Origin of the sequence: Paraclostridium sordellii (assembly GCF_000953675.1) — a bacterium.
Lineage (GTDB): Bacteria > Bacillota > Clostridia > Peptostreptococcales > Peptostreptococcaceae > Paraclostridium > Paraclostridium sordellii.
Genome location: NZ_LN679998.1, coordinates 3,386,935 through 3,387,273 on the forward strand (window position 1 = coordinate 3,386,935; position 339 = coordinate 3,387,273).

Genomic DNA, 339 nt, shown 5'->3' on the forward strand with positions numbered 1-339 from the left:
AAGATAAAAACAGAATTAACTCAATTACAAGAGGAAATGGATAAAATAGGTAAAGAAACTAAATTCAATGGTAAAAACTTATTAAGTGGTGTTACAAACTTCACTATACAAGCTGGTGCTAATACTGAAACAAGAAAAATAACTACAATAGACTTAGTAGCAGAAGCTAAGACTTTATCAAAAATAGATGTAACAGATGCATCTAAAGCACAAGCTTACGTAACTAGCGTAGATGCTGCTTTAGAAAAAATAAATACAGGAAGAGCTACATTAGGAGCAACTCAAAATAGATTAGAGTGTACTTCTTCAAACTTAACAACTTCTACTGAAAACTTATCA

General features: G+C 30.4%; 1 protein-coding gene. It reads left to right on the top strand.

What is annotated here, in order from left to right; all coding sequences use genetic code 11:
• A partial coding sequence (locus tag ATCC9714_RS18000; RefSeq protein WP_280136266.1) for a flagellin occupies positions 1–339 on the top strand: 339 nt, incomplete at both ends.